The sequence below is a fragment of the Streptococcus sp. SN3 genome (assembly GCF_030439905.1).
This window is the reverse complement of record NZ_JAQFJF010000004.1, coordinates 84374-103338: the sequence shown is the minus strand read 5'-3', so window position 1 is coordinate 103338 and position 18965 is coordinate 84374. Positions and strand designations below refer to the sequence as shown.

Below are 18965 nucleotides of genomic sequence, written 5' to 3'. Positions count from 1 at the left end.
GCTGGCTTTTAATACCAGTAGAGAAAATCTATAAAAAAATGGGGATTTGGAATCGGCTTCCAGTCCCTTGTTTTAGAAAGAAGACCTTATGGATAATCGACCAATCGGTTTTTTAGACTCAGGAGTGGGCGGTTTGACTGTAGTCCGTGAGCTCATGCGGCAGCTCCCCCACGAAGAGGTCATTTATATCGGAGATTCAGCGCGGGCTCCTTACGGTCCTAGACCTGCTGAGCAGATTCGCGCTTATACCTGGCAATTGGTCAACTTCCTCCTGACCAAGGATGTTAAGATGATTGTCATTGCCTGCAATACAGCGACTGCTGTTGTCTGGGAAGAAGTGAAGGAAAAGCTGGATATTCCAGTACTGGGCGTGATTCTGCCGGGAGCCAGTGCAGCTATTAAGTCAACTGCCAGCGGCCGTATCGGTGTTATTGGAACGCCAATGACTGTTTCTTCTGATATCTATCGTCAAAAGATTGAAGCGCTCTCGCCGGAGATGAAGGTGGAAAGTTTGGCCTGCCCTAAGTTTGTACCTCTGGTAGAGTCCAATGAACTTCATTCCAGCCTTACCAAAAAAGTGGTCTATGAAACCCTGCAGCCTTTGGCTAGTCGGGTAGATACCCTTGTCTTGGGCTGTACCCACTATCCCTTGCTCCGGCCTATTATTCAAAATAGGATGGGACCAAATGTGAAGCTGATTGATAGCGGGGCAGAGTGCGTACGGGATATTTCTGTCCTGCTCAATTACTTTGAAATCAACCGCAGTCGGGAAAAACAGGAGCTCAATCACCAATTTTACACAACTGCCAATGCCAAAAGCTTTTCGGAGATTGCAGAAAGCTGGCTGGACCTGAAAGTGAATGTGGAGCATGTAAGCTTATGACAAATAAAATTTATGAATACATTGACGAGAACAATTGGTATATCGGAGAATGGACCCGCTTTCGCAAGGCTGGCTACCATTTCAACGACATCCCATACAGGCTCTTGGAGCATATAGATGCAGAGTTGAGTGAGCTGATTGAGCGGGATTTGGATGAAGAATACAACGCCTTTACCACAGTTGTGGTCAAATACGGCTCACCCATGTCCTATATCCAGTTTGTCCTCAATATGATTAACGACCGCCAGGAGCGGGATTTTAAGGCGACCAGTCATAAGGGGGCTATTCTGATTACAGAAAAGGACTTGCTGCGCAAGGTCTTCTTCCTGTCTAAAGATGGAGTTAAGATGACCGACTTTTTTGGTCAGGGGCAGGAGACCGAGATGGCTGTCGGAGATACCATCTTGATTGCGACTCGCAACGAAGGTAAGACAGCAGAGTTTCGCAAACTCTTTGAGAAGTTGGGCTATAAGGTTGAAAATCTCAATGATTATCCTGATTTGCCAGAAGTGGAAGAGACTGGAACTACCTTTGAAGAAAATGCGCGGCTCAAGGCGGAGACAATCAGTAAACTGACCGGTAAAATGGTGCTAGCTGACGACTCGGGTCTGCAGGTCGATGTTTTAGGCGGCTTGCCTGGTGTCTGGTCGGCTCGCTTCGCTGGAGTAGGCGCGACAGACGATGAAAACAACATCAAGCTCCTGCATGAGTTGGCTATGGTTTTTGATGTCAAGGACCGCTCGGCCCATTTTCATACGACCCTTGTGGTGGCTAGTCCTGACAGGGAGTCTCTGGTAGTTGAAGCGGATTGGCCGGGCTACATTGCCCATGAGCCAAAAGGGGAAAATGGCTTTGGCTATGATCCCTTGTTCTTAGTGGGAGAAACAGGAAAAACGTCTGCTGAGCTGACGATGGAAGAAAAAAATGCGCAATCCCATCGGGCTCAGGCAGTTAAGAAATTAGTGGAGGTATTTCCAGCATGGCAAAGCAAACCATTATAGTCATGAGTGATTCTCATGGCGACCGTGCTATTGTAGAAGAAATTAGGAATCATTATATTGGAAAGGTAGATGCGATTTTCCATAACGGAGACTCTGAGCTTCCTTCTGATGATGAGGTGTGGCAAGGGATTCAGGTTGTTGCAGGGAATATGGACTTTTACGACGGCTATCCAGAACGCTTGGTGACGGATTTGGCGGGGACCATTATTGCCCAGACTCATGGACATCTCTTTCATATCAACTTTTCCTTTCAAAAGCTGGATTTGTGGGCGCAAGAGGTTAATGCAGACATCTGCCTCTACGGCCATCTGCATATCCCAGATGCTCGAATGGAGGGCAAAACGCTCTTTCTGAATCCGGGCTCCATCAGCCAGCCACGCGGCCTGATCAACGAACGTCTCTACGCTAAGGTAGAGATTGATAAGGACCGCTTTAAAGTTGATTTCTATACACGAAATCATGAACTTTATCCAAGCTTGTCCAAGGAGTTTAGCCGATGATTGCTAAGGAATTTGAAGACTATCTGCTGCAACATGAAGAAACTTTTTTGACGCCTGGAGAAAATCTGGCGGTTATGATTGACACCCACAATGTGGATCATGCTATCTTATTGCTTAGCCAGATGACATACTCACGTGTACCAGTCGTGACGGCAGATAAAAAGTTTGTTGGCACGATTTCCCTGACAGACATCATGTCCTATCGCATGCGCCATGATTTGCCAGAAGAGGAATTCATGATGACAGACATCGTCCACATGACTAAAATGGACGACTTGACAGTTGGACCAGATTATACTGTATCAGATGTGCTTCATAAGCTGGTCGACGAGTCATTCCTGCCGGTTGTGGGCGAGGATCAGCATTTTTACGGAATTATTACTAGAAAGTCTATTTTGAAAGCTGTCAATTCCTTGTTGCACGGCTTTAGCAAAAAGTACGAAATTCGCAAAAAATGAAAGAATACATTAGACCGTTTTTAAATCAAAAAAACATCTCAGAAAATTCTAAAATTGCCTATTCTTATGATTTGGAGCAGTTTATTGAGGAAGTGCATGGTCGGATTACCGAGACCAATCTGCGGATTTATCAGGCCTCCATCAAGGATTTTAAGGCGGCTGTTCAGAAGCGGAAGCTCTCAGCAGTCAATCAATTTCTCTACTTCCTTTATCAGCAGCAGCTTATTGAGGAGTTCCACCGTTTGGTCCTGCCCAAGGTGTCCGTATCGAAGGAGCAGGAAAATGAACTGCTGGACCTGTCTGCTTTTTGGCAGGAATCAAGCGTTCCCAGGGGACGGCTGATGGCTCTTCTTATCTTGGAAATGGGCTTGCTGCCTAGCGAGATTCTGCAGGTCAGAGTGGCTGATGTCAATCTTGACTTTCAGGTTTTGAAGATTGAAAAGGCCGGTCAGAAGCGGGTCATCAAGATTCCTGAGAGCCTGACGGTTGAGTTAGAAGACTATCTGACAGGGACATATTTATTTGAGAAAAACGGCAAATCCTATTCTCGTCAATGGGGCTTCCGTCAGCTAGAGGCCTTCTTGATTGAGCAGGGACAAGCCAGTCTATCTGCCCAAAGCCTGCGTGAGCAGTTTATTTTGCGCCAGCGGGAGAAGGGGATTGGTCTCTATGATATTGCCCAAGATTTGGGCTTGAAAACCATGATTACACTAGAAAAATACAGATAAAAATGGATATCAAACTAAAAGATTTTGAAGGCCCGCTGGACCTGCTGCTCCACCTTGTTTCTAAGTACCAGGTGGATATTTATGATGTGCCCATTACGGAGGTCATTGAGCAGTATCTGGCTTATGTGGCCACCTTGCAGGCCATGAAGCTGGAAGTGACGGGCGAGTACATGGTCATGGCAAGCCAGCTCATGCTGATTAAGAGTCGCAAGCTCCTGCCTAAGGTGGCGGATAATGCTGAGCTGGAAGATGATTTGGAGCAAGACCTCTTGAGTCAGATTGAGGAATACCGCAGGTTCAAGCTCTTAGGTGAGAAAATGTCGCTCCAACATGATGACCGAGCGCTTTATTATTCTAAGCCCAAGCTAGAGCTGGTTTATGAAGATGCTGAGCTCCTACATGACAAGTCAACGATAGATCTTTTCTTGGCTTTTTCCAAGGTTATGGCCAAGAAGCAAGAGGAGTTTTCTAAGAGCCATACAACCATTGTGCGAGATGAGTACAAGATTGAGGACATGATGGATGTGGTGCGCCAGCGCTGTGCTGGTAAGAGCCGTCTGGCTCTGCAGGAGATTTTTGCAGAGACCAAGGACATGAATGAAGTTATTACTCTCTTTCTGGCGACATTGGAATTGGTCAAGGTGCAGGAAGTGCAAGTCATTCAGGAAGAAAATTTTGGAAATATTTATTTAGTAGGAAGAGGAAATGAGTAAGTTAGCAGAGATTGAAGCCCTGCTTTTTGTGGCGGGAGAAGATGGACTCAAGGTTCATCAATTGGCAGAAATCCTTTCTTTGCCGCCGACCGGAGTTATTCAGAGTTTGGAGAAGTTAGCTGAGCAATATGAAGCCAATCCAGACTCCAGTCTGACCCTACTGGAAACCTCAAAGACATACAAGCTGGTCACTAAACCAGAGTTTGCTGAGATTCTACGGGCCTATTCACGGGCGCCAATCAATCAAAGTCTGTCGCGGGCAGCGCTGGAGACCTTGTCTATCATTGCCTATAAGCAGCCGATTACAAGGGTAGAAATAGATGACATTCGCGGGGTTAATTCCAGCGGTGCTTTGGCCAAGCTCCTGGCTTTTGAACTGGTTCGAGAGGATGGTAAAAAGGAAGTCATTGGCCGGCCAAATCTCTATGTGACAACGGATTATTTCTTAGATTATATGGGAATCAATCACTTAGATGAGCTACCGATTGTCGAAGAAACAGAGCTAGTTGCTGAAGAAAGCCAGCTCTTTATTGAAAGGACAGATATCGATGAGAATCAATAAATACATCGCTCATGCTGGGATAGCCAGCCGCCGTAAGGCAGAAGAGCTAATCAGGCAGGGGAAGGTCAGTATAAACGGCCAAGTGGTGCGAGAGCTGGCGACGAACGTCAAGTCTGGCGACCGTGTGGAAGTAGAAGGCCAACCTATCTACAATGAGGAGAAGGTTTATTATCTCCTCAATAAGCCGCGCGGGGTCATTTCCTCTGTCAGTGATGACAAGGGACGTAAGACGGTCGTGGATCTTTTGCCTCAGGTCAAGGAGCGGATTTATCCGGTCGGTCGTTTGGACTGGGATACTTCTGGCATTCTCATTCTGACCAATGACGGAGACTTTACGGATGAGATGATTCATCCCCGCAATGAGATTGATAAGGTCTATGTGGCGCGTGTCAAAGGATTGGCTAATAAAGAAGTTCTTCGTCCTCTGACTCGAGGTATTGAAATCGAGGGGCGCAAAACCAAGCCAGCAGTTTATGAGATTATTAAGGTTGATCCGGCGAAAAATCGCTCGGTCGTTCAGCTGACCATCCATGAAGGCCGTAACCATCAGGTTAAGAAGATGTTCCAAGCTGTCGGACTGCAAGTGGATAAGCTTTCACGGACTCGCTTTGGTCATCTGGACCTGACGGGCCTCAAGCCTGGTGAGTATCGTAAGCTCAGTAAAAAAGAAGTCAGCCAGCTGCATACACTGGCTGTAACCAAGACCAAGAAATGATAAAGAAACTGCTCATTGCTCCTGTCCGCTTTTATCAGCGCTTCATATCGCCCGCTTTTCCTCCATCTTGCCGCTTTCGGCCCACCTGCTCTAACTACATGATAGAGGCTATCCAGAGGCATGGTGCTAAGGGAGTTTTGATGGGTTTGGCACGAATTCTCCGCTGTCATCCCTGGTCCCAACCAGGAGAGGATCCCGTACCAGACCATTTCAGTTTGAGAAGAAATAATTCAAGAAAAAAGTCACACTAGATAAGTATCTAGTGTGACTTTTTTATACCTATATTCTCCGAATATTTCCTACCTTCTAGACCAAGTCTTAGGTAAGAAGAGCAGGAGAATTGGGTAAATTTCCAAGCGACCGCCAATCATGGCAAAGGACAGCAATAGCTTAGAAAAAGGACTGAAGATAGAAAAAGTATCCGTCGTCCCAATCATAGGACCGATATTGTTGAAGCAGGATAGAACACCACTGACAACTGTCATGAGATTGTTGTTATCCAGGCTGACGATGAAAATCAGTGCCAGCACGATCAAAACATAGGTTGCTAAATATTTGAGGACCTTGTGCTGGGTATCCTTATCTAAGACTGCACCATTAACATGCATGGTTAGGACCCGATTGGGTGATAGGGTAGAGAGAATTTGATTTTTTGCAATGCGGGAAATGATAATCCCCCGAATAACCTTGAATCCCCCAGCTGTTGATCCGGCCGAGCCCCCGATACACATGAGCAGAAGCAGGATGACCTGAGAAAAGAGGGGCCACTTGACCGTATCACCATAGCCGAATCCAGTCGTTGTGATGATATTGGAGACCTGGAAGAAGGAAATCTCCACACTCTTGGCAAAGCCTTGATAGAGATGGAAGACATTAAAGGCAATCAAGGCAGTGGAAAGAAAGACAATCCAGAGATAGCCCTTAAGCTCTTCATCGCCAAAGCAGGCCTTAAACTTGCGAATCAGCAAGTAATAGTAGAGATTGAAGTTGACCCCGAAAGCCAAGACACCAAAGCTGACCAGATAAGTAATCAGTGAGCTATTGTAGTGAGCGATACCGTCATTGTATACGGTGAATCCTCCTGTACCAGCTGTTCCCATGGCAATCACAAGGCTGTCAAAGAGCGGCATACCCGCTAGGAAATAAAGCAGCGCAAAGATAGCAAAGAGAGCCAGATAGATGATATAGAGGATCTGGGCCGTACTCTTGAGCTTGGACACAACCTTGCCAAAGACTGGGCCAGGAACTTCTGCTTTCATGACTTCCAAGTGGCCATTTTTAGCATTGTCCATAATAGCTAGGGCAAAGACCAGTACTCCCATCCCTCCGATTAAGTGGGTAAAGCTGCGCCAGAAGAGCAGCGAATGAGAGAGAACGCCGACATCGTTGAGAATAGTCGCTCCCGTGGTTGTAAAGCCGGAGCTGACCTCAAAGAAGGCATCGATGATGTCCGGTATCTGACCAGAGAAGACAAAGGGTAGGGCTCCGAAGAAGGACCAGAGAATCCAGCAAAGGGCTACAATCAGTACACCTTCCTTGGCGTAGATATGCAGGTCCTTGGGCTTGAAATAAGAGCCTATGCCACCTAAAACTAGCAGGATAGCCATGGTCGCCCCGATAGAGAGAAAGACTTTTAAAGGCTCACCGTAGATTAGAGCGACGATAATGGGTACAATCAGCAGAGCCGCCTCAATCAGTAGTAATTTTGCCAGCAGGTAGCGAATCATAGATCTATTCATGTGGCCTACCTCGCTAACAGATCGTAAATCTGCGTGATATTTTGCAGCAGAGTGGTCACGACAATTTTATCTCCAACTTGCAGATTGTCATCGCCTGTAGGGAAGATAGCTTTACCTTGGCGGATAATGGCCGCTATCAGTACATCTTTCTTTAGATGAAGCTGAGATAGAGGAATACCAGTCATCTTGTTTTCTTCCTTGATTTGGAACTGCAGTGTCTCGATTTGGCCGTTGGCTACATGGTGCAGAGCTTCTAAGTTAGAGAACTGAGCATTGTAGCGACCACGGATAAAGTGCATAACCGTATCAACAGCGATACCTTTAGGAGTCACGATGCTGGCAAAGTCTTGGTTATCAATGATTTCCAACAAACTAGTCCGGTTAACCTTGGTGATGTTTTTCTGCACACCCAGATTATTAAGAAACATGGAAGTAATGATATTTTCTTCATCTACACCAGTCAGGGTAGCGATGGCATCAAAGTTATTGGCGCGTTCCTCCAGTAGGATATCCTTGGCAGTACCATCTCCATGGACGACGTAGAGATCAGGAAATTCCTGACTGAAAAAGGTTGCCCGTTCATGGTTAGATTCAATGACTTTGAGCTCGATTTTACTATTCTTGAGAATATTGAGCAGGTAGTAGGCAATCTTTCCTGCTCCGATAATCATCAGGCTCTTAACAACTCTAGGACGCACCATATTGTGGAATTGAACGATGTCCAGGCGGTTACCTGTGACATAGATCTTGTCGCCGGCATCCAGAGTGAAATCACCGTCAGGGATTTCTAAGTGCCCTTTTCTCTCAATAGCGCAGACAATGATATTTCCAAATTTCTTACGGAATTGGGAAATACTCATCTGGCAGAGATTGCTGTCTTCCTTGAGTTTGAACTCCATCAGTGCCACCCGGCCATTGGCAAAGTGCTCTACTGACAGGGCGTTAGGGAAGTCAATGATATTAGCGATGTAGCGAGCAGTTAGGAGCTCAGGATTGACCACCAGCGAGAAGCCTAGGATGTTCTTCTCCTTAAAGTAAGGGTTGGAGTATTCAGGATTACGCACCCGAACGACGGTTTCCTTAGCGCCCATCCGTTTGGCCAGAACAGCTGAAACCATGTTGACCTCATCATGCTCGGTCATAGAGATGAAGATGTCACAGTGACTAACATCCGCTTGTTCTAAGATTTTGAAGTTAGCTCCATTGCCAGCAATACCGATAATGTCATAGCGCTTGGTAATCTGGTTGAGAACAGCCTCATCCTGCTCAATCAGGATAACATCATGTTTTTCAGCCACTAAGGAGCGACAGAGGGCCGTTCCGACCTTCCCGCCGCCAACAACGATAATTTTCATAAGTTTAGATTCCTCCAAAGTATGTATCTATCATACTCTTTTTTCATTTAAATTTCATCTATAAAATACAGAATAGCTTGCTTATTTATAGAATTGCCAATATTTTTTTACCAAAATGGTATCTTCCTGTGATATTTTTAAAAAAAGTACAACTTTTTGAGCATTTTTTATTGACTTGTAGGCTGAAAGTGTTATACTAAATGAGTACCTTCATTGGTTTACCTCAAACCTGTTGTGATGTAAGTTAATGAAGCCTTAACCACGCTGTTTGCTGAGCTTGACTCCGGGCAGTGTGGCTATTTTTTTATCTAAAGAAAAATACTAGGAAAAATATTCTTATTATGAAAAATCATATCGTTCTTTTTGAGCCTCAGATTCCGCAGAATACCGGAAATATTGCCCGTACTTGCGCCGCGACTAATTCGCCGCTTCACATCATCAAGCCCATGGGCTTTCCCATTGATGACCGCAAGATGAAACGGGCGGGGCTGGACTATTGGGATAAGCTGGACATCACCTATTATGAGAGTTTAGACGATTTTATGGAGCAGATGGACGGCAAACTTTATCTGATTTCTAAGTTTGCAGAGAAGGTCTATTCTGAGGAATATTTTGCAGCAGAAGGTTCGCACTATTTTATGTTTGGTCGTGAGGACAAGGGGTTGCCAGAGGAATTTATGCGTCGTCATCCAGAAAAGGCCCTGCGTATTCCCATGAATGACCAGCATGTCAGAAGTCTTAATGTTTCAAATACAGTCTGCATGATTGTTTACGAGGCCCTGCGTCAGCAGAATTTTGCTGGCCTTGAACTGGTACATGAGTATGAAGCGGACAAGCTGAAGTAGCGGAATGAATGTATCTAAGCAGTTAATTTTCCTAATAGATAGAATACTATTGTTGAAACATTTTTAATTACATCAATCAAATTGCTTGCTCTGGCAGGCTTTTTTTGTTATGATAATGATGTCTTCAGGGCAGGGTGAGATTCCCGACCGGCGGTAATTTTTGGCTTGGAAATGTTTTTTCCTTAATGCAAAATCAAGTCCGCGAGCGCAAGCTGATGTGGTGAGATTCCACAACCGACAGTATAGTCTGGATGGGAGAAGACGAGAGGCAGTGAAGCATTCTTGCCGTTTAATCTTTATTTAAGGGCTGAGCCTTATACTAAATAATCATTAGCTGACAAGCTTTTTTCAGTGGCCTTTCCGGCTTCTCTAATTTTTATAAATTGGAGGAACCTGTGATGACAAATACTCGTAAGTTGGCGATTGTAGCAGTTTTATCTGCTCTATCATTTCTACTCATGCTTTATGAGATTCCTTTGATAACTGAGTTTCTAAAGTTGGATTTTTCAATTATTCCGATTTTACTGGCTTTGGTAGTCTTGGATCTAAAAAGCTCTCTAGCAGTGCTCTTGATTCGCTCTGTCTTAAAGCTAGCTTTGAATAATAATGGCGTAGGCACTCTAATCGGTCTACCCATGAATATACTAGCGGTAGCTGTCTTTGTTTGTGCTTTTTCCCTCTTGTGGAAAAAAAGAAATAGCTTATCTAGCTATGTGAAGGCTTCCTTAGCAGCAACACTTGGTCTAACGATTACTATGATCATTCTAAATGTCATTTATGCTGTGCCTCTCTATGCGAGGTTTGCTGGTTTTGATATTAATAAGGCATTTGGTCTTTCCAAGTATCTGCTGACTATGATTGTCCCTTTTAACCTATTAGAAGGAGTAATCTGGGCTCTCGTCTTTTGGCTAATATACAAACTCTTACAGCCCGTCCTAAAACGCTATGAAAAATAAACAATCTTATCTAACAAAGGGCTCTTTTGCCCTTTTACTTTTCGTCATTCTAGGCTACATGGTCAAGTTTTATCCTGAGCAGCTGACCAGCTTTGACACCCCGATTCAGACCTGGTTGCGGGGAGACTTGCCTGCAGCTTTGACGACTTTTTTCAAACTTGTAACCAGTGTGATTGATCCGATGGGGATTATCATCTGGGTTTCAGCTCTTGTCCTTTTTTTCCTTTACAAAAAATGGAAGCTGGAGGCTGCCTTGCTGGCGGGAAATCTGGTCTTACACGGGATTTTGATTAAGCTGATTAAACTCGTTTACCAAAGAAGTCGGCCTAGTATTTCGCATTTGGTCAAAGAAGGTGGTTACTCTTTCCCGAGCGGACATGCCATGGCGACAGCCATTGTTGTTGGGACCTTGATTATTATCGCTCAGCAACGAATTCAGAACCAAAAAATCAAGCGCTTGGTACAAGGTTTGCTCCTGGTCTATATCTTCACTGTTATGGCATCCAGAGTCTATCTGGGCGTGCATTATCCGACAGATGTTATCGGAGGGGCCTTGATGGGCTTTGCCATTCTCAATATCGAATTTCCCTTTTATGACAAGCTGCGCTTTCAGTGGCGTTTCAAGGGAAAGCAGAAATAGCGTTTACTTTGATAAGAATAATCAATAAGAACAGAGTTACAGAGTCGAAAAATCATTTATGGCATAATTCTTGAGTTTTAGAATTCAAACTTAGTTTTGGATTTACAGTTATCATACACTGGCCGTTAAAAAATGACTTATAATTGAATTGTTGAAAAACACCAAATGGACATGGTAAGTAGTTCATTTGGTGTTTTTTTAAGTTTTAAGCATTTTGAATAATATCTTGAATAGATAGCTTGCAAAGTGATTTGAATTTTTTAGAAAAGACTTCAGGAGATTCTGGAATTGCTTGTGTAATCCATGACTTTATAATTGATAGAGTATAATTAACAAGTAATTCTTCGGTAAACTCTTTAGATAAACCCATTTTACTAGACAGTTGAATGTTTTGGCTGATCCAAGTCTTATATTGTTTCTTTAAAAAAAGTTCCCAATTAGGATCAGCTGCAGTTGAATAAAGATATTTTAGCCAGATTCTATTCTCATAAATTAATGGTATTATTTCAGAAGCAAGGTAGTTAATAAAAAGAGCATTATCGGATTCATTTGAACCTGGTACAAAATCTAGCATTTTTGACATTATTCGTTCGTCGATGTCATGATGAATAGCTTCAATTATTTCGTTAGGAGAGTTGAAATGATTTTTATAGATTGTTTGTCTCGCTATGCCTGCTTCTTCTGCAATCTCAGAAAAAGAAAAGTTAGATTTATCAGGATATTTTTCAGAAAGTCGAAAGAAAGCAGTGATAATATTTTCTCGCGTATCTTTGGTCATTGCCGTTATTCTCCTTGTCAGTCAATATGTAGCCTAGTACTTCTAATGTTATTAGTAAAAAATTATTTTAGTCTAAGTATAATTAATTAGATTCAATACTAACAAAAAAATTACAGTTTGTAAAAAATTTTCTAAATTGCTTTTGATTATTCTGTAAAAGCGAGATATTTTGGCTACATTTTGTAAATTTTTGGTACTGGAAGCAGTATAATGAAAATGTTATTATGTAATTTGTATTGTGTCTATGCTCTTTATCAAAATGGGAAATGTTTTCTAAAAGAGTATATGACTGGAAGAATCTTTAGGAATAGAAAGAGCTTTGAACAAATGAGACATAGTCATGAATAAATTAGAAAATATATCTGTAAAAAAACTGTTAGTTCAACTAATTATTCCCTCATTAGTTACAGCAATAGTAAGTGGGTCTTATAATTTAGTTGATGGCATATTCATTGGACAGACCTTAGGGCTTGAGGGAAATTCCGCTAATACATATACATTTATGATATACGCTTTGGTCTATGCTTTTTCAGCTCTAGCGAGTGAAGGAACAGCATCCTTGTTGACAATCTCACTTGGCAAAAAGGATTACAAAAATGCCCGATTAATTTTAGATTCCTCTATCCAAGTTTCTTTAATTTTATCAATTCTACAGTCGATACTTTTGTGGTTTTCCTTAGAAGGCTTATTGATTATTTTTGGGGCACCACAAGAACTGTATCATTATGTTAAGGAATTTTGCCTTACATTTCTTATTGGAGCGCCTATATATTTTGTCTCACACACTCTTTTGTACTGTTTGCGGGCTCAAGGTAAGATTAAAGAAGTTTTACATATCAATGCTATTTCATTTCTTGTGAATGCAGGGACTGGTGCAGTTCTAATTCTTGTACTTCATACTGGTTTTTTTGGATCAGCTTTATCTACAGTTCTGGCTAATCTTGCTGCACTTATCTTGACATTCAGAGAGTACAATGGAAAATCTAACGATTTAAAAATGGATTTGAAGAGCTTATTATTTATTGATAAAAAACTTATCAATAAAATTATTGCAATGGGGCTGCCATTCTTTCTCACAACTGTCATATCTGTGATATTACTGATATTATATAATAGGGTTGCTTTTGATTATGCTGGTACTTATGGTCTTGCTGCTTTATCTATAACTTCTTCAATCTATCGCTATATTATTTCTTTGATGAATGCTATTACAAATGGAGTTCAGCCTGTAATTAGTTTTAATTATGGTGCAAAAAATTATAGTAGAATAAAGCAATCACTTAGTCTTTCACTAATAATCAGCACAATTTTTTCTCTGTGCTTGTTCCTTGTAATTCAAATTTTTGCAGTGCAAATAGCTACACTTTTTAACTCAAGCGATCCGAAATTTATAAAGTTTTCTAGTACAGCCATAAGACTTGTTATGATTTCGTTACCTGTACAAGGAATCATCAATATCGGAACTAACTATTTTCAATATATTTCTTTCTCGCGGATATCTACTTTTTTAGTTATTCTGAGACAGATCATTTTTCAAATACCTTTAGCGTTATTTTTACCAATTTTGTTTGGAATAACTGGCCTATGGTCCTCTTATTTTATTTCAGATTTTTTGATACTTGTGATTATAATGTTTTGGCTAAAATTTATGATGACTAAATTAAGAAAAATTATGGAGGCATAAAATGACCTATATAGAGATGTGTAATTCTTTTAAACGATATAAATCAGGAGACAGCGAGATTGTCGCTAATAATATAAATTTCAAAATAGATAAGAGAGACGATGTATATCTATAAAGAGATAATTTAATTTTATCTATTCTAGGTTCAGTAGTAAATTTTTGTTTAAAAAACATAAAAATGTTAGAAGCATTAAAATCTGTAGATTGATTATATTTTGTTTTATATATTTTTTGAGTATAATTATATCCCTTTTTCTTTATGGAAGAAGGGATTTTTCGAGTCACTGCCGGATTTTGTGGTAGAATGGAATGTATAAAAACTTATAACCTCTTAAACCTTCATTATTGGAAGTTTTTAGAGAGTTAGCTAATCAATAAAGCTGTAGAAGTAAGTTTCGATTACTACCATCGTAGGAACAATCTTGCCATGGAGTGGAGGTTAAGGAGGCTTTACATCTATAAGTGGAATGGAAGTTGCTCGGAAATGATATGAGTACATCATCAATGAAATAGGTTTAATACTATAGCTTCTAAAACGAAGGGTAGTGTTCCGGCCTTTCTGATCAACTTTGTAAAAAGGAGGGCCATTTCCGTTTTGAATCAAGAACTCATTAATGCTGTTTTGGCATTAGTAGATAGCATTCCCTCTGGGCGCGTGGCGACCTATGGTCAGATTGCTCGTTTGATTGGTCGGCCAAAAAATGCCCGCTTGGTAGGGAAGATTCTCAGTCAGTCTGAGCTTTATGGCGGTAAGCATCCTTGCCATCGGGTGGTCAATGCAGCAGGGCGCCTCACACCTGGCTGGGAAGACCAGAGACACTTGCTCTGGGCGGAGGGAGTGGACTTGAAGGCCAATGGCTGTGTGGATTTGAAAGTCTATTTGTGGGAGCGGTGATTTCCTTCTTTCTTTGTGAAAGAGGGAATTTTTGTTTCTAAGCTATTTTTTGTGGTAGAATGAAAGGTATGAAATCTTACAATTCTTTGAATGATTATTATCGAAAACTTTTTGGTGAAAAAACTTTTAAGGTGCCTATTGATGTGGGCTTTGACTGTCCCAATCGGGATGGTACGGTAGCGCATGGAGGCTGTACTTTTTGTACCGTTTCGGGTTCAGGTGATGCCATTGTGGCGCCGGATGCGCCCATTCGCGAGCAGTTCTATAAGGAAATTGATTTTATGCACCGCAAGTGGCCGGATGTTCGCAAGTATCTGGTCTATTTCCAGAACTTCACCAATACTCATGAGAAGCTTGAAGTGATTCGTGAGCGGTATGAGCAAGCCATTAACGAGCCAGGTGTCGTTGGACTTAATATCGGAACTCGGCCGGATTGTTTGCCTGATGAGACTATTGCCTACTTGGCTGACTTGTCCGAGCGTATGCATGTGACTGTGGAGCTGGGGCTTCAGACTACCTACGAGGAGACCTCAGACCTCATCAACCGTGCCCATTCTTATGAGCTCTATGTGGAGACGGTCCAGCGAGTTCGTAGGCTGGCTCCCAAGGCGGAGATTGTCTCTCACTTGATCAATGGTCTGCCGGGCGAAACCCATGAGATGATGCTGGAGAATGTCCGTCGCTGTGTGACGGACAATGACATTCAGGGAATTAAACTTCACTTGCTTCACTTGATGACTAATACCCGCATGCAGCGGGATTATCATGAGGGGCGACTGCAGCTGCTCAGTCAGGAGGAGTATGTCTCCATCGTCTGCGACCAACTGGAGATTATCCCCGAGCATATCGTCATCCACCGTATCACAGGCGATGCCCCGCGAGATATGTTGATTGGCCCCATGTGGAGCCTCAATAAATGGGAAGTTCTCAATGCCATTGAGGCAGAAATGCGTCGTCGTGGCAGCAAGCAAGGCTGTAAAGCAAAGGAGCAGAGATTCGTATGTTAAGACCCTTACAGATGGCCCATGCCTTTTTGGCAGAAGTCGTGACCAAGGAAGATGTCGTAGTGGATGCTACTATGGGCAACGGGCATGATACCCTCTTTCTAGCTCAGTTGGCTAAGCAAGTCTATGCCTTTGACATTCAGGAGCAGGCTGTGGAAAAGACCCGCCAGCGCTTGGCAGAAGCAGGCTTGGACAATGCTCAGCTAATCTTGGATGGTCATGAGACTATGGACCAATACACGGAACATTTCAAGGCTGCTATTTTTAATCTTGGCTACCTGCCTTCGGCGGACAAGTCAGTCATTACCCGACCTGATACGACGCTGGAAGCTCTGGAAAAGGTCTGTCGAGGCTTGGAAAAAGGTGGCCGTGCAGCGATCATGATTTATTACGGGCATGAAGGTGGTGAAGTTGAAAAAGATGCGGTGCTAGACTTCGTCAGTCAGCTGCCTCAGCAGGACTTTACCGTTGCCCTCTATAAGACTATCAATCAGATTAACAACCCGCCTTTCTTGGTCATGATTGAGAAATTGAGAGAAGGAACTTGAGATACAATAAGGATACAGAGAGAAAAGCCAGACAATAGGAGCTTTCAGTACTGTATCCTTATTTTTTAAATTGTGACACTCAAATAAATAGGTCTAAAAGAAGAGAATTATGATGTGTGTAAATTTAAAGTCTTATATTTTCTTACAAAGAAGATATAAGACTTTTGACATCTTTTAGTTTATATGATAAGCTATGACTGTAAAACCAAAAAACGTCACAGAGTTTTCAGGAGGAAGTTATGGCTACTGCTTTTACTACTGAAGAAAAGGAAGTAATTAGAAAGAAATTACATAAAGTTGCAAAGGAATGCCTTCAAAGATATGGGGTTAAGAAAACCACAGTTGACCAAATGGCAGCAATGGTAGATATTTCCAAAGGTTCTTTTTATAATTTTTATTCCTCAAAAGAAATGTTATTTTTTACGGTCTTAGAAGAATATCAAATAGATGTTATGAATCGCCTGACAGAACAATTAGATATGGAAACCAAGATAGATACAAATCGTCTGGTAGAGTTACTTTATGATTTTTATCAAGATTTTCGCTATTCATTTATGTATACTATATTTAAAAATCATGAAATGGAATTACTCGTAAGAAAATTGCCAAAAGAGGCGATAACAAATCATCATCTGATAGATGATAGGATGGTTAAAAAAATTGTATCCCGAATCAACATTAGAGAAAATGTATCAGTAGAAATCGTCTCTGCTTTATTTAGAACGATTGCTATGACTATATTACACATCGAGGAAATCGGTGAAGAACAATTTGATACTACATTGAAGTTAGTCATACAAGGAGTTGTGGAACAAATTACTAAGGAGGATAGGTAATGGTGAAAGAAGCAATTAGAACCGCAAAGCTTTCTAAAAGATATGGAACAAAAAATGTTGTCAACAACTTGAATCTATCAATAAAACCTGGTGAAATAGTAGGGTTTTTAGGACTGAATGGTGCAGGGAAAACAACGACGATGAGAATGATGCTAGGATTGATAAAATCTACATCAGGAGAATGCTATATTCAAGGAAAAAAGTTAGATCTGAATAATTTAGAACTTCGAAACGAAATAGGTTATATTATTGAGACGCCTTATTCTTATCCGGATTTAACGGTGAGAGAAAATTTAGAAATCGTTGGTAAATTAAGAGGGGTTAATAAAGATAATATTGACTGGGTAATTGAAAAATTAAAACTAAAGCAATATGAACATAAACAGGAGAAGCATCTTTCTTTAGGAAATGTTGCGCGTTTAGGAATTGCAAAAGCGATTATTCATAAACCTAAAATTCTAATTCTTGATGAGCCGACAAATGGATTAGATCCTTTTGGAGTTATTGAAGTGAGAGAACTGTTAAAGGAATTGGCGAATCATCTAGGTACAACTGTTCTTATTTCAAGTCATAATCTAGAGGAAATATCTAAAATTGCTACTAGGATAGTCATTATACATGAGGGCAGACTTATAAGAGAAGTTGAAAGCAATGAATTAGAGCAGTACTTAGAAAAGAAGTTACTAGTAAGTGGTTCTAATAATAAGGCTATGAAAGAAGTATTATCTAACCAGGGCTATCATGTAAACATTCAATCAGACACAGAAAATAATATCAATTTCTTAGAACTAATTGATACAAAATCTGTGGAATGCCCGGAAGATATTGCCACATTGCTAGTCCATGCAGGTTATCCACCTAAAACACTGATTGTTGAAAAAGAAGATTTAGAGCATTATTTCTTAAGAATACTGAATGACTATAATGGAGGTGTTTCGAATGAAAAAGCTTAGTTCCTGTATTTTAATTGAATGGAAAAAGTTAATAAAATCAAAACTTTCCATCGTAACTGCTTGTTCTATCTGTTTAGTTCCTTTTATTGTTGGGCTGTTTGCAACTATGATGAAATATCCAGAGAATTTCAAAAATCTTAGTTTGATTTCTGCAAAAATGGAAATGATGAGGATAACAGACTGGTCGTCGTACTTAATGACCGTATCACAAGTCATTTCTGTTGGGGGATTGCTCATTTTTGGATTTACAGCATCTTGGGTTTTTGGTAGAGAATATTCTGATAAAACGATGATAGACCTATTAGCACTCCCGATAAGAAGAGATACAATCGTATTATCCAAGTTTATCGTTATCGCTCTATGGAGCTATATTCTATCAATTTTTGCACTTTTATTGGGATTATTAGCTGGCAATCTGATTGGACTTGAAGGCGGTAGCTTAACGGTGATTTTCAAAGGTGTACTTACTTTTGGTTTTTGTACTACTCTTACAATCATACTCTCTACTCCAGTAGCTCTTTTTGCTTGTTTAGGCCGGGGATATTTGTCACCATTGGCATTTATCATTTTTACTATTATTTTTTCTCAGCTTGGTTCTGCTCTTAACTTTGGGAAATACATTCCATGGGCAATTCCTGCACTCGCAAGTGGTATTGCAGGAAAAGCACTATTGAATTTTGGGAGCATTGTCAGTTTATTTGGGGTAAGTATTCTAGGTCTTATCGCAACAATAGCTTGGTGGAGGTATGCTGATTACGATTAAAATGAAGTGATGAAAATGCTAATAACACAAAACTAAGTCTTATTCATTTCCATTCAAAACAACCCCTCCTGTTCAGATTGAAAAACAAGAGGGGTTATATTATGACAATCGAAAGTTTTGGGGGAGAGGGGACTATGTGAATATCGTTGGCCTAAATGAAAAGATAGTTTCTAATATACGTGATTGGGAAAAAATGACCTTGTCTTTGATAAGTTAAGTGTCAAACCGTTCTCAGATGGCAGTTTTAGAATAAGATAAAAGCCTGTTTTTACGGGCATTAGTCAAACGAACATAGCATTGCCCCGAGCAATGTTCAGCGAACTTCTTTAGACGTCGCTGGAGGGAAATTGCATATAGCCGGTGTACAAGTTACCTGTTTTCACGGGTGGTTATGACTTCTCAAAATAAG

General features: G+C 41.3%; 21 protein-coding genes, 1 pseudogene and 1 riboswitch. Of the genes and pseudogenes, 19 read left to right on the top strand and 3 right to left on the bottom strand.

Going from position 1 to position 18965, the window contains the following annotated elements:
* Window positions 1-88: 88 nt before the first annotated feature.
* From racE to yidD, 9 genes are read left to right on the top strand one after another with little or no spacing between them, the layout of a single operon-like run.
* A complete protein-coding gene (gene racE, locus PCY71_RS09780) occupies window positions 89-883 on the top strand; it encodes a glutamate racemase (RefSeq protein WP_125342699.1) in 795 nt (264 codons plus the stop codon).
* The gene (locus tag PCY71_RS09775) at window positions 880-1884 is read left to right on the top strand and encodes a nucleoside-triphosphate diphosphatase (protein WP_048772960.1); all 1005 of its coding nucleotides are present in this window, start codon (window positions 880-882) and stop codon (window positions 1882-1884) included. The genes racE and PCY71_RS09775 overlap by 4 nt, the downstream gene beginning before the upstream one ends.
* On the top strand, window positions 1863-2384 hold the full coding sequence (locus PCY71_RS09770) for a metallophosphoesterase (protein WP_002894605.1): 522 nt from the start codon (window positions 1863-1865) through the stop codon (window positions 2382-2384). The genes PCY71_RS09775 and PCY71_RS09770 overlap by 22 nt, the downstream gene beginning before the upstream one ends.
* Window positions 2381-2842, top strand: coding sequence for a cyclic-di-AMP-binding protein CbpB (gene cbpB / locus PCY71_RS09765; RefSeq protein ID WP_002897025.1), 462 nt, complete (start codon window positions 2381-2383; stop codon window positions 2840-2842). Before PCY71_RS09770 ends, cbpB begins: the two co-directional genes overlap by 4 nt.
* Window positions 2839-3570 carry a site-specific tyrosine recombinase XerD gene (gene xerD, locus PCY71_RS09760; RefSeq protein ID WP_048772963.1) on the top strand — a complete coding sequence of 244 codons (732 nt, stop codon included), beginning with the start codon at window positions 2839-2841 and terminating at the stop codon, window positions 3568-3570. The genes cbpB and xerD overlap by 4 nt, the downstream gene beginning before the upstream one ends.
* A gap of 2 nt (window positions 3571-3572) precedes the next feature.
* Window positions 3573-4283 (top strand): segregation/condensation protein A, encoded by a 711-nt coding sequence (locus tag PCY71_RS09755; RefSeq protein WP_048772965.1) that lies wholly within the window; start codon window positions 3573-3575, stop codon window positions 4281-4283.
* Window positions 4276-4845, top strand: coding sequence for an SMC-Scp complex subunit ScpB (gene scpB, locus PCY71_RS09750; protein ID WP_002894610.1), 570 nt, complete (start codon window positions 4276-4278; stop codon window positions 4843-4845). Before PCY71_RS09755 ends, scpB begins: the two co-directional genes overlap by 8 nt.
* The gene (locus tag PCY71_RS09745; protein WP_002894611.1) at window positions 4832-5560 is read left to right on the top strand and encodes a pseudouridine synthase; all 729 of its coding nucleotides are present in this window, start codon (window positions 4832-4834) and stop codon (window positions 5558-5560) included. Before scpB ends, PCY71_RS09745 begins: the two co-directional genes overlap by 14 nt.
* On the top strand, window positions 5557-5811 hold the full coding sequence (gene yidD, locus PCY71_RS09740; protein ID WP_075202668.1) for a membrane protein insertion efficiency factor YidD: 255 nt from the start codon (window positions 5557-5559) through the stop codon (window positions 5809-5811). The genes PCY71_RS09745 and yidD overlap by 4 nt, the downstream gene beginning before the upstream one ends.
* Before the next feature lie 48 nt (window positions 5812-5859).
* Here the strand turns inward: yidD and PCY71_RS09735 are convergent, their stop codons facing one another.
* Together PCY71_RS09735 and trkA are read right to left on the bottom strand one after the other, a co-directional pair.
* Complete coding sequence (locus tag PCY71_RS09735) at window positions 5860-7299, bottom strand: TrkH family potassium uptake protein (protein WP_048772968.1); 1440 nt, start codon at window positions 7297-7299, stop codon at window positions 5860-5862.
* 5 nt (window positions 7300-7304) lie between these two features.
* Complete coding sequence (gene trkA / locus PCY71_RS09730) at window positions 7305-8654, bottom strand: Trk system potassium transporter TrkA (protein ID WP_004193141.1); 1350 nt, start codon at window positions 8652-8654, stop codon at window positions 7305-7307.
* Between the two features lie 341 nt (window positions 8655-8995).
* Between trkA and PCY71_RS09725 the strand changes: the two genes are divergently transcribed.
* The 3 genes from PCY71_RS09725 (at window position 8996) to PCY71_RS09715 (ending at window position 11095) form a co-directional block, all read left to right on the top strand.
* Window positions 8996-9499 carry a tRNA (cytidine(34)-2'-O)-methyltransferase gene (locus tag PCY71_RS09725; protein ID WP_032908092.1) on the top strand — a complete coding sequence of 168 codons (504 nt, stop codon included), beginning with the start codon at window positions 8996-8998 and terminating at the stop codon, window positions 9497-9499.
* 116 nt (window positions 9500-9615) lie between these two features.
* Window positions 9616-9766, top strand: a riboswitch (FMN riboswitch).
* A gap of 131 nt (window positions 9767-9897) precedes the next feature.
* Window positions 9898-10455 carry an ECF transporter S component gene (locus tag PCY71_RS09720; protein ID WP_002923560.1) on the top strand — a complete coding sequence of 186 codons (558 nt, stop codon included), beginning with the start codon at window positions 9898-9900 and terminating at the stop codon, window positions 10453-10455.
* Window positions 10445-11095 carry a phosphatase PAP2 family protein gene (locus PCY71_RS09715; protein WP_048772978.1) on the top strand — a complete coding sequence of 217 codons (651 nt, stop codon included), beginning with the start codon at window positions 10445-10447 and terminating at the stop codon, window positions 11093-11095. Before PCY71_RS09720 ends, PCY71_RS09715 begins: the two co-directional genes overlap by 11 nt.
* A gap of 205 nt (window positions 11096-11300) precedes the next feature.
* Here the strand turns inward: PCY71_RS09715 and PCY71_RS09710 are convergent, their stop codons facing one another.
* Window positions 11301-11873 carry a TetR/AcrR family transcriptional regulator gene (locus PCY71_RS09710; RefSeq protein ID WP_002923562.1) on the bottom strand — a complete coding sequence of 191 codons (573 nt, stop codon included), beginning with the start codon at window positions 11871-11873 and terminating at the stop codon, window positions 11301-11303.
* A 340-nt stretch (window positions 11874-12213) separates the two neighbouring features.
* Here PCY71_RS09710 and PCY71_RS09705 point away from each other — a divergent pair, with 340 nt between their 5' ends.
* The 7 genes and pseudogenes from PCY71_RS09705 (at window position 12214) to PCY71_RS09675 (ending at window position 18556) form a co-directional block, all read left to right on the top strand.
* Window positions 12214-13557, top strand: coding sequence for an MATE family efflux transporter (locus PCY71_RS09705; protein ID WP_048772982.1), 1344 nt, complete (start codon window positions 12214-12216; stop codon window positions 13555-13557).
* Window positions 13558-14152: 595 nt separating this feature from the next.
* On the top strand, window positions 14153-14452 hold the full coding sequence (locus PCY71_RS09700; protein ID WP_048772985.1) for an MGMT family protein: 300 nt from the start codon (window positions 14153-14155) through the stop codon (window positions 14450-14452).
* 59 nt (window positions 14453-14511) lie between these two features.
* Window positions 14512-15459: a TIGR01212 family radical SAM protein gene (locus PCY71_RS09695; RefSeq protein ID WP_301412543.1), complete on the top strand. Its 948-nt coding sequence runs from the start codon at window positions 14512-14514 to the stop codon at window positions 15457-15459.
* The gene (locus PCY71_RS09690) at window positions 15453-16004 is read left to right on the top strand and encodes a class I SAM-dependent methyltransferase (RefSeq protein ID WP_048772988.1); all 552 of its coding nucleotides are present in this window, start codon (window positions 15453-15455) and stop codon (window positions 16002-16004) included. Before PCY71_RS09695 ends, PCY71_RS09690 begins: the two co-directional genes overlap by 7 nt.
* Before the next feature lie 239 nt (window positions 16005-16243).
* Window positions 16244-16859 (top strand): annotated as a pseudogene (locus PCY71_RS09685) (TetR/AcrR family transcriptional regulator).
* Entirely contained in the window at window positions 16840-17793 is a 954-nt protein-coding gene (locus tag PCY71_RS09680; protein WP_048772997.1) for an ABC transporter ATP-binding protein, read from the top strand. The pseudogene PCY71_RS09685 and the gene PCY71_RS09680 overlap by 20 nt, the downstream one beginning before the upstream one ends.
* Entirely contained in the window at window positions 17780-18556 is a 777-nt protein-coding gene (locus PCY71_RS09675) for an ABC transporter permease (RefSeq protein WP_048772999.1), read from the top strand. Before PCY71_RS09680 ends, PCY71_RS09675 begins: the two co-directional genes overlap by 14 nt.
* Window positions 18557-18965: the final 409 nt, after the last annotated feature.